At 45.1% G+C, this 10,377-nt stretch carries 13 protein-coding genes and 1 pseudogene; 1 reads left to right on the top strand and 13 read right to left on the bottom strand.

All coding sequences use genetic code 11. The features are described 5' to 3' along the window. Window positions 1-79, top strand: a pseudogene (locus AB6F11_RS16280) (IS5/IS1182 family transposase); the annotation flags it as partial. Between the two features lie 31 nt (window positions 80-110). Here the strand turns inward: AB6F11_RS16280 and AB6F11_RS16275 are convergent. From AB6F11_RS16275 to AB6F11_RS16215, 13 genes are all read right to left on the bottom strand, one after another. Beyond that, a complete protein-coding gene (locus AB6F11_RS16275) occupies window positions 111-896 on the bottom strand; it encodes a VacJ family lipoprotein (protein ID WP_017071951.1) in 786 nt (261 codons plus the stop codon). Between the two features lie 124 nt (window positions 897-1,020). Then, entirely contained in the window at window positions 1,021-2,241 is a 1,221-nt protein-coding gene (ccmI, locus tag AB6F11_RS16270; RefSeq protein ID WP_050621064.1) for a c-type cytochrome biogenesis protein CcmI, read from the bottom strand. After that, window positions 2,241-2,732: a cytochrome c-type biogenesis protein gene (locus AB6F11_RS16265; RefSeq protein WP_048607850.1), complete on the bottom strand. Its 492-nt coding sequence runs from the start codon at window positions 2,730-2,732 to the stop codon at window positions 2,241-2,243. The genes ccmI and AB6F11_RS16265 overlap by 1 nt, the downstream gene beginning before the upstream one ends. Beyond that, complete coding sequence (locus AB6F11_RS16260; RefSeq protein ID WP_017060653.1) at window positions 2,729-3,280, bottom strand: DsbE family thiol:disulfide interchange protein; 552 nt, start codon at window positions 3,278-3,280, stop codon at window positions 2,729-2,731. The genes AB6F11_RS16265 and AB6F11_RS16260 overlap by 4 nt, the downstream gene beginning before the upstream one ends. Window positions 3,281-3,285: 5 nt before the next feature. Continuing rightward, complete coding sequence (locus tag AB6F11_RS16255) at window positions 3,286-5,256, bottom strand: heme lyase CcmF/NrfE family subunit (RefSeq protein ID WP_102393291.1); 1,971 nt, start codon at window positions 5,254-5,256, stop codon at window positions 3,286-3,288. Then, window positions 5,253-5,735, bottom strand: coding sequence for a cytochrome c maturation protein CcmE (gene ccmE, locus AB6F11_RS16250; protein WP_017064106.1), 483 nt, complete (start codon window positions 5,733-5,735; stop codon window positions 5,253-5,255). The genes AB6F11_RS16255 and ccmE overlap by 4 nt, the downstream gene beginning before the upstream one ends. Continuing rightward, the gene (gene ccmD, locus AB6F11_RS16245; RefSeq protein ID WP_017060656.1) at window positions 5,732-5,938 is read right to left on the bottom strand and encodes a heme exporter protein CcmD; all 207 of its coding nucleotides are present in this window, start codon (window positions 5,936-5,938) and stop codon (window positions 5,732-5,734) included. The genes ccmE and ccmD overlap by 4 nt, the downstream gene beginning before the upstream one ends. Before the next feature lie 14 nt (window positions 5,939-5,952). Continuing rightward, window positions 5,953-6,693, bottom strand: a complete 741-nt coding sequence (locus tag AB6F11_RS16240; protein ID WP_017068974.1) for a heme ABC transporter permease — start codon at window positions 6,691-6,693, stop codon at window positions 5,953-5,955. 148 nt (window positions 6,694-6,841) lie between these two features. Further along, window positions 6,842-7,510, bottom strand: coding sequence for a heme exporter protein CcmB (gene ccmB / locus AB6F11_RS16235; protein ID WP_017060658.1), 669 nt, complete (start codon window positions 7,508-7,510; stop codon window positions 6,842-6,844). Window position 7,511: 1 nt separating this feature from the next. Then, window positions 7,512-8,129: a cytochrome c biogenesis heme-transporting ATPase CcmA gene (gene ccmA, locus AB6F11_RS16230; RefSeq protein ID WP_017060659.1), complete on the bottom strand. Its 618-nt coding sequence runs from the start codon at window positions 8,127-8,129 to the stop codon at window positions 7,512-7,514. Window positions 8,130-8,407: 278 nt separating this feature from the next. Continuing rightward, the gene (locus AB6F11_RS16225) at window positions 8,408-8,920 is read right to left on the bottom strand and encodes a DUF2802 domain-containing protein (protein ID WP_017060660.1); all 513 of its coding nucleotides are present in this window, start codon (window positions 8,918-8,920) and stop codon (window positions 8,408-8,410) included. Beyond that, window positions 8,920-9,414, bottom strand: a complete 495-nt coding sequence (locus AB6F11_RS16220; protein WP_017064109.1) for a chemotaxis protein CheW — start codon at window positions 9,412-9,414, stop codon at window positions 8,920-8,922. Before AB6F11_RS16220 ends, AB6F11_RS16225 begins: the two co-directional genes overlap by 1 nt. 54 nt (window positions 9,415-9,468) lie before the next feature. Next, window positions 9,469-10,377, bottom strand: a 909-nt coding sequence (locus AB6F11_RS16215) for a chemotaxis protein CheW (RefSeq protein WP_372179594.1), incomplete at its 5' end; no start/stop codon positions are given.

Raw genomic sequence — 10,377 nt, 5'->3', positions numbered from 1 at the left:
TCGAGCTATTTCAAGTAGATATGACAAGCTAGAAAGGAATTATGCCAGCATGTTAATGTGGCTACCGATGTATTGTTGAACGCGAAATGCACAGCAAAGATCAACACGCCCTAGTAATCTTCTAGATAACCATCGATGAAATCTTCTTCTTCAAGGTCGACCTCTTCAGGTTCAATCTCGGCTTTGAAATCACGACGTTGAATGTAAACATCACGCGTTAATGCATATGGATCAGGAGAGCTATCCAACAGCGCTTCTTGTGATACTAACTGAGCACGTGTTTCCATGCCTTCAAATGCCCACTTGCCTAAGCTAGCCCAGAAATTCAAGAACGACAGAGGCACATACATACCATCGACGGTTTCAGTCACTTCTCGAGTTGTTAGTGGACCATAACCCGGCACCATGAAGTACGGACCATTTCCTACCCCGTAATGACCAATCGCATCAGAGAACGACTTATCATCGTACTTGGTGATCCCAGCTTCGCTAGCAATATCGATTAAGCCTAACAAACCAATCGTTGAGTTAATCCAAAAACGATTGAAATGGTCGAGTGCTTTTTCACCATTGCCCATAATAAGGTTATTCACCATGCTTGATGGTTCGTCTAAGTTGGCTAGGAAATTGGAGATACCAGAACGCACTGGCACAGGGGTGTAGTCAACATAAGCGAGGGAAACAGGGCGAACTAAGTAAGGATCTAGATATTCGTAGTTGATATCCCACATCGCTCGGTTGAAACCTTCAAAAGGATCATTGGAGTGGGACTCTTCGACGTATTCAGAGGTTTCGAGGTTATCATCGTCAACACTTTCGTCCGGCGCGCTTGAACACCCAACCGTTAAGCTTGCGATAAAAAGTAAACTCGAGAGTCTTAAAACACTGACAGACATATCACCTTTTCCATAAGGAATTCAAATAATAAAAAAGGCCAGCAATCGCTGGCCTCAATTGTTTGGCTAAGTCTATACCGTTTATCTGCAAATCGGAATAGATAACACCTATGCAAAGTGATGATTAATATTGCTTATTGATATCAATGGTGACTGGAGCGCCCAATTCAACCACTTCACTTTCACCGTACCAATCACCTTCGCGAGTTGAAACGTTGCCGTCTGTATCAAGCCTAGCTCTAACCATCAGAGTTTCAAGGCTAGACAGCTCTTGTCCTTCCAGCATGCTGTTGCCGTCATCTAGCACAACAGTACGAGGGAAAGTCCCTAGTGGGTAACGAGCGGCTGCGATAGGCATTGGAGAACCATCCGCTCTGTGTACTGACACAATTAACACTGAGTTAGGGTCAGCATTCACGTCTGCAGATAGATCGAGCGTTACAGCAACAGTCTTACCTTGGTCGACACCCATAGTGTCACCCATTTTCTTCTGAGCACTTTCAATGCTGCGCGAAAGCATTTCATAGCGACTGTCTTGTGGACCAATCATCTGTTGCATGATGCTCCAGTACTTCACAGCACCTGGATAGTCTTGACGCTCAAATGCATCGAACGCTAGCAGTGAGAACACACGAAGGTCTACGTAATCGTTTTGAATCAAACGGCTCAAAATCAAACGAGCTTGGTTTTGATCCGCTTCATCAGGTGAAAGCATCAGTGCTTGTGCGAAACCTAACTGAACATCTTCATTCTTAGGTTCAAGCTTGTAAGCTCGTTCCATAGAATCTTTTGCTGTTTCAGCATCACGGTTAGCCAGTGCAATACGACCGAGTAGCAACCAACCTGTTGAATCTTTTGGCTGGTAATGCAGACGAGTACGAAGCGCTAGAGTCAAATCTTCCAGCTCATCATCCGTTAGTGCACCACCTTCCGATGACATTAGCTTTTTAGACAACTCAGGAAGGTTAGAGCTCACTTCTTGCCAGTGTTGAACTTTGTCCAATGCACCGAACTTAAAGTACATACCATAAGTCACAACGACGACAAGAATGATCGACGGTACAACCACACCAAGCGTAGAGATTTGAGTCTTCTTCATCTCTTCTTGGGCAGGAACATCATCAAGCAGAGACTGTTTCAAATCAGCGATCAGTTCTTGTTGGTTATCAACAAGACCTTCCTCTGCTTCTACTTCTAACTCGACAAGACGGTCTTTATAGAATGCTTTGTTCAACTCGTCGCGAAGCATCTCGTCATTGTTTGCCTTCTTATTAATAAAAGGCAGAACAATTAAGAAAATTGCCGCTAGCGAAAGGATAATGGTAGAAATCCAAAATAGAGTCATTACTTCTTATCTCCGTCGTTCTCTTCATCGAGTAACGCTTTTAAGCGAGCTTCTTTGTCTGCATCCCAGTCTTTATCTGACTCTACTGCTGCTTTTGATTTTGACTTTCTGCTTCGTAAAATAATCAAACCAAATCCAAACACAACAACCGCAAACGGACCAATCCAAAGGATCGATGTAGCTAGTGTCAGTGGTGGATTGTAAGTCACAAAGTTACCGTAGCGAGCAATCATGTAATCAATGATATCTTGCTTCGACTTGCCATCTTTTGTCATCTCGTACACTTTTTGGCGTAAGTCGACCGCTAGTTCAGCGTTCGAATCACCAATCGTGTTGTTCTGACATTTAGGACAACGCAGCGTATTGCTCAGCTCTTTGAACTGCTGTTCTTGATCCACGGTTTCGAATTCATGAAACTCGATAGGCGCAGCAGAAACAGTCGCTGAGATTGCGAACGTAGCGAATAGAGTAATCAGTGCCTTTCTAATCATTTCGATTCCTCCAACAACTCTTGATACATCGGCTCAAGCGTCGATGCCCAGTTGGTTGGGTTCACGTCACCAACATGGCGGTAGCGAACTACGCCGTTAGCATCGATTAGGAAGGTTTCAGGCGCGCCATACACACCAAGGTCAAGACCTAGCATGCCATTGCCATCAAACAGGCTGATTAAGTAAGGGTTACCCAGTTCTTTTAACCAACCAACCGCTTTGTTGCGATCATCTTTGTAGTTAAGACCAATGATCTTAACACCTTGATCCGCAAGCTTGTTCAGGTAAGAGTGCTCTGCATAACAAGTAGGACACCAAGTCGCCCACACGTTAAGAAGCAGTGGCTCACCTTTAAAGATCGCTTGATCATGAAACTTACCTGGTTGTTCTAAGTCTTCTAGACCGAACTCAGGAACAGGCTTACCAATCAATACTGATTCAAGCTTAGTCGGGTCATCACCCGACTGGTTGCGCATTAATTGCGTTGCAAAGATTCCAGCTAGAACCATGAACGCAATCAATGGAATGAATAAAATCTTCTTGTTCATTCGAATTAAGCCTCCTGCTCTTCAGCCGACTTTTTTGTTGGCTTACGGAAACGGTAACGACGGTCACTGATAGCAATAGCGCCACCAATCGACATGATCAAAGAACCAGCCCAGATCCAACGTACAAATGGTTTGTAGTAGATACGTACAGCCCAAGATTTGTTGTCGTCTAAACGTTCACCCATTGCAATGTAAAGGTCGCGCGTTACGCCACGGTCAATCGCTGCTTCTGTCATCATAGACTTAGCTGTGGTGTAGAAACGTTTTTCAGCGTGGAGCGTGTTGATGTATTTGCCTTCTTTAGTAATTTCAAAGTCAGCAATGTAACCATCGTAGTTAGGACCATCTTTGTCACGAACCCTTGTAAACAGGAAGCTGTATTCTTCAAGCTGGTAGCTTTCACCTGGCGCCAGACGCACATCACGTTCGATGCTGTAGTTTTGCACCATCGCGATACCAATCACTGTCACGGCTAAACCAATGTGACCACACATCATTGCCCAGTGGCTTCGAGGTAGCTTAGTTAGACCTTTCAGGAATGTGTGACGGTGAGTCGCACGTTCATGCAACTCAAAGCCGTGCATGAAGATAATCCAGAACGCCATTACCCAACCAGCAAACGCAGTACCACTGAAGCGGTCGGCCAATAGAGCAACCATTAGCGCACTCAAGCCAAGTGAGAATGCACCTGAAATCAGAATTGGTTTAACAAGCTTAGATAGGTTGTCACGTTTCCAGCGGATCAGAGGACCGATACCAAGCAGGAACGAGAACGGGATCATTAACCAAAAGAACAACATGTCAAAGAATGGTGCACCGATAGATACCGAGCCCAAGCCTAACTGTTTGTGAACTAATGGCAGTAGCGTACCGACTAATACAACGACAAGCGCTGCAATCAATAAGATGTTGTTACCAAGCAGTGCGTTTTCACGAGAAACCAGATCGAAGTTACCGCGAACACGAACCGATGCGCCTTTAATAGCAAACAACAGCAGTGAACCACCGATAACAAAGACTAGGAAACCTAGAATAAACATACCACGAGCAGGATCCGACGCGAATGCGTGAACCGATACCAAGATGCCCGAACGAACTAAGAATGTCCCTAGTAAGCTTAGCGAGAATGCAGAGATAGCCAGCAGTACTGTCCAAGCTTTAAATGTGCCACGCTTCTCAGTTACCGCTAGTGAGTGCATTAGAGCAGTACCAGCCAACCAAGGCATGAATGAAGCGTTTTCTACTGGATCCCAGAACCACCAGCCACCCCAGCCAAGTTCGTAGTAAGCCCACCATGAACCTAGTGCGATACCTACCGTTAGGAATAACCAAGCTGCGATTGTCCAAGGACGCGACCAACGAGCCCATGCCGTATCAAGACGACCACTCATTAGAGAAGCGATTGCAAAAGAGAACGCAACAGAGAAACCTACATAACCCATGTAAAGCATTGGCGGGTGAATAATCAAACCCGGGTCTTGCAGTAGTGGGTTCAAGTCACGGCCATCTACAGGGAAGAAAGGCAATGTACGTAGGAACGGGTTAGACGTTACGATAATGAACAGCAAGAAGCCGACAGTAATCAAACCCATGATAGCCAGTACGCGAGCCACAGACTCTTGAGGCATACCACGACTAAACGTCGCTACAGCAACCGTCCAACCCGCTTGGATAAGAACCCAAAGCAGTAATGAACCTTCGTGAGCGCCCCAAACCGCCGTAATTCGGTAGTACCAAGGCAGTTGGCTATTCGAGTTACTTGCTACGTATTGAATCGTAAAATCATTGGTGTAGAACGCGTAACACAGGATAAAGAACGAAATCGCTAAGAATCCGAACATACCCCACGACAACGGTCGTGCGCTGTTCATCAATAATGTGTTATTTCGAGCGGCTCCATACAGTGGGAGCACGCTTAGCAGCAATGCAAGTCCCAAGGACAGGATCATCGCAAAATGGCCGATCTCGGCTATCATTGAGCATTTCCTTCTTTTTGTTCAGTCGTGTATTGCAAAGGCTCATGGGTTTTCTTCATTGCTTCCGCAACTTCAGAAGGCATGTACTCTTCATCGTGCTTTGCCAACACCTCAAACGCTTCGATTGTCGTTGCATTTTTAAGAACACCCTGAGCAACAATACCTTGGCCTTCACGGAAAAGATCAGGAAGGATGCCATCGTATAGAATTGTTACTTTAGGGCCTACATCTTGCAAATCAAAGCTTACACGTAGTGATTCATTGTCACGGCTTACAGAGCCGACTACGACCATGCCACCAATACGTAGGCGTTGACCAACTTCAGGTTTCTTACCATCTTTGCCGTTGACCAGCTCAGTTGGTGTGTAGAACAGATCCATGTTCTGGTTAAGTGCGTAAACCATCAATCCAACAGTCGCACTGATACCAAAAAAGATCGCTAAGACAATGCCCAGCCTCTTTTTACGTCTTGGGTTCATAGAGTGTTCTCCATATTTTTTGCTGCATCGATACGAGCTTGACGATCAATCTTAGCTTGTACTTCATTTAGTAATTGCTTACCACGACGAACGCTTACGACCAGTAAAATGATCATCGCGAGGAATGTGATTCCAAATGCACTCCAGACATACGAGGCATAACCTCCCATGGCTAAGAAATCACTCAAAGATTCAAAATACATAATTACCTACCCTACTACGCTTTTTCAGCCGCAAGCTTGCGAACCCATGGACGGTGACTTTCTTTACTGATGATTTCGTTACGGAAACGAATCATGGTTAAAGCGCCAAAGAAGAAAGCGAAGCCGAAGATGTTAAGAAGAAGCGGCCATAGCATGTCACTTGAGATCGAAGGTTTTGCGAACTTAGTAATGGTCGCGCCTTGATGAAGTGTATTCCACCACTCTACTGAAAAGTGAATGATAGGTAGGTTGATGACACCAACGATAGCCAAAATGCCTGCCGCTTTCGCTGCTGTTTTTTGGTCGTCAAAAGCGTGGTGTAGTGCAATCACACCCAAGTATAGGAATAGAAGAATCAGCTCTGAGGTTAAACGCGCATCCCAAACCCACCAAGCACCCCACATTGGTTTACCCCAAACTGCGCCAGTTAGTAACGCAATGAAGGTAAACACAGCGCCAATCGGTGCCATCGCCAGTGCGGCCATGTCTGATAGCCTTACCTGCCATACCAAACCGATAAAGGCAGCAATCGCCATCGACATGTAAACGCCCATCGACCAGATTGCAGACGGAACATGGATGTAGATGATACGGAAGCTATCGCCTTGTTGGTAATCAGAAGGCGCAAATGCAAGCCCCCACACGGTACCGACGGATAGACACAATAGCGCTAGGATCGAAAACCATGGCAAAAGTTTACCAGCAAGCTGATAAGAGGTTTCTGCTTTGGCATAGGGATGGAGCCATTTCCACATGTTGTAATCTCACTCTTACTTCATATTGCTTACAGCTATTAAAGCTATAATTATAATAATTTTATTTGTCTTGCTTTCAGTTTTATTGACTCTATGAGTCCAATCGACACATTTGGTTCACATTGGCTATACGATAACGGAACCCCAATCAGTTCACACTTACTCTAAGTGCGGCACTGATCGCAAAAGGCGTCATAGTCATCGCACCCATTAACATTGCCCCAAGCACCGCCAATTGACCGTTGTATGCAACGCCCAAAGCCGCAGCGTCAATTGCTGACGTCGCGAAGATTAAAATGGGGATGTAAAGCGGCAAGATTAACAGGCTTAACAGGACTCCGCCCTTCTGTAACCCAACGGTTAACGCAACACCAATCGCACCAATAAAACTCAATGCGGGTGTTCCTACCAGCAAGGTCAACACAACTGAGAGCCATGTATCAAAATCTAAAGACAACAAAACAGCCAATAATGGGCTGATTAAAATCAATGGTAACCCGGTCAACAACCAGTGTGCTATGACTTTGGACAATACTACCAACTGCAACGGGATTGGCATCAGCATCATCTGTTCAAGGGCGCCATCTTGAAAATCATCACGGAAAAGACGCTCTAAAGAGAGCAATGCAGAGAGCAAAGCGGCCACCCAAACAATACCCGCAGCAATACGCGCAAGTAGGTTTGGCTCTGGGCCAATACTCAAAGGGAAAAGCGTGATAACAATGATGAAGAACCACAAAGGGTTAAAGATATCCGCTTGACGTCGAAACGCGATAAGCAGTTCGCGTCGGATAATCGTGGTCATTGAAGAGATCATATTACTCACCCAACTTTATTTTTCTTAGTTTCGGGCTATCAGCAAACATATCTTGGTGTGTGGTTAACAACACAATGCCACCGTTGTCTGCATGCTGAGAAAAAAGAGATTCGAGAACTTTCACGCCCTGCTTATCAATGGCAGTCAGCGGCTCATCAAGAATCCACAACATTTGCTTGCTCAACCAAAGGCGAGCCAACGCAACTCGGCGTTGTTGGCCTGCTGAAAGTTGCCCCGCAGGTACGTCTTCTCTGCCCGCAAGCCCGACTTGAGCCAGCGCGTGATAAAGCTCTTCTTTGCTGGTACCGCCACTGTGAATCGACTGATAAAAGCTCAGATTCTCATAAGCACTAAGCTCGCGCTTTACGCCTGTTTGGTGACCAAGAAAAAGTAAATTTTGATGATAAACATCTCGACTCGATTCAATAGACTCACCGTCCCAAGAGATAGTGCCGTCATCGCGATCGCCTAAGCCAGTAATAATCCTAAGGAGTGTCGTTTTCCCGGTACCGTTACGACCTTCAACTTGAACCAGCTCACCTGGTTTCAATTGAAAAGACAACGATTCAAACAGAATCCTGTCGTCACGAATAGCAGTTAAATTTGAGACTTCTAGCATAGGTAAATTTAGTCGAGTAATGAGAGCGCTATAGTAGCACACCAACATGGTGACAAAACAGGACTAGGCGTTTTCGATAGAACAAAGTCGGTAAGAAACTGTTACCACCTCATCACAATTTACACATTTTCATCAACAAACAAGATATTGTCGTAGATACAAGCACTTATAAACATCGTTCTATATAGATCGGACAGGCATAAAAAAAGAAGCCGAAGCTTCTTTTAAGAGGAATACGTAATAAACATCAATTGCTCAATACGAATTAAGCGCTCAATTTAACGACGTCGAGGCGGGTCTCTGCGATCGCGAGAGGCATCGGGTTGCTGATCGTACGATGAAGGGTCGCTTCGTAATGAAGGAATTTTCTCTTTACCAGCAAGCTTGTTCTGCAGAGACATCATCAGCTCAGCTTCTGCTTTGGGTAATTCACATTCTTCAATTAACTCGTTAATCCCAGCGCCAAGCTGAACCATTTTCGTTGCACGTGTGTACAAACGTCCATCGGTATCCGCATGTTCCAGCTCAACAATACGTTCATTCAAATGTTTGATAAGATCTTGTTGTTCAGTCACTTTCTGGCCAAGGCCAACCACAACAGAGCGAACCTCAAGTAATTGCTTACTCGATTTTTGAAGCTCTTTGTCCAAGTTACGAACTTGCAGGCGTGACTGATCGAGCTGCTTTTGAATCGCACGTTTTACTTTGCTAATCAAAATCAGGATAAATAACGTAAAAACCCCAACGCCTGATATCAGAGCGACAGGGCTTAAAGGAAGCGCTTCAAACATTACAGGTGAGCCATCTCATCCCATTCGTCTTCGCTTAGTAGTTTGTTTAGATCTACTAAGATAAGTAGCTTGCCATCTCGGTTACTTACACCTTGGATGAACTTAGCACTTTCATCAGTACCAACACTTGGCGTTGTGTCGATTTCAGAAGAACGCAGGTAAACCACTTCAGCAACGCTATCTACTAGAATGCCAATTACTTGACGCTCAGATTCAATAACGATGATACGAGTGTTGTCTGTGATTTCACCTTGCATCAAACCAAAGCGAGAACGAGTGTCGATAACAGTAACAACGTTACCACGTAGGTTAATAATACCTAGAACGTAATCTGGAGCACCCGGTACTGGAGCAATTTCGCTGTAACGTAGTACTTCACGTACTTGCATTACGTTGATGCCGTAAGTTTCTTCTTCTAGCTGGAAAGTCACCCATTGAAGTACTTCATCATTCGTTTGCTCTTTTCTTACTTCAACTTCACTCATATGAGACATAGATAATCCTCTTGCCGTCGTTACCGACCACTATTATTAACTTGATGCTTATTGTTAGCCCAATGCTTTTACATCTAGCCCTGCGTTTAGCATGGCGATTAATGCTTCAACATGAATCAAAGCACACATTTTTTCTTTTACCATACCAGCGAGCCATGGGCGTTTCCCTGCCATTTCTCGCCAACGTACTTTGTCTGTATTAAGTAGCTCGGTGCCTTTGAGCTCTGTGCCCGCCAGGCCCCACAAGCTCTCTCCAAGCATCACTATATATTGATAGTTTTCTTTGTATTCGTCACCTGATAGTTTCTCAGACATCACCCATTTTGCGGTGTCGACCACATCTAGCTGACTATCACGGTTGGTTTGTAAACCCAAATACCAAACTGGCTTACCAATGATATGACTTAACTCTTCAAGGCGATGGATGCCGCCAAGCTCATCAAGTGGCACCGCAAAGGTCACGCCGTTTACATCAAAATACAAGACTTGAAAGTCTTCTTTGCGAACCGTACTTTCCCAAGAGGTAAACTGGTCAGCACCTCCTGCTTGAGTTTCGGGTTCAATAACTGTCTCGGGATCAGGAACGTCAAGTTCAGGCTCAACAGCCTTAACTTCTACTTGTTCCGTCTCCAACGATTCAGCTTGTAACTCTTCAATTTGCTGCGATTCAACAGGTGGCTCTACAACAATTGATAAATCGGGTTCTGGAAGATTCCAATCCTGAATCTCTGGCTCTTCGAACACTTGAACAGACTCAACCGCGACATCAAACATTTGCATGTCTGCTTGCTGGGCGATTTTCTGGGTGTTCTGATCCATCAACTCATCAAGGTTCAGTTCATCAACAACATTGGTCGCCTCTAATCGACTCAGTAGTTTCTGAACATCTTCAAGGTTAGGAACCTCAAACTCAGCCGCGCGTACTTCTGCGTAGCTTGAGTGGTGACTCGAAAATTGGCGCTC

Origin of the sequence: Vibrio sp. 10N.247.311.14, assembly GCF_041467715.1 — a bacterium.
Lineage (GTDB): Bacteria > Pseudomonadota > Gammaproteobacteria > Enterobacterales > Vibrionaceae > Vibrio > Vibrio crassostreae_C.
The sequence above is the reverse complement of the archived record's forward strand: the minus strand, read 5'-3'. Positions and strand labels throughout refer to the sequence as shown.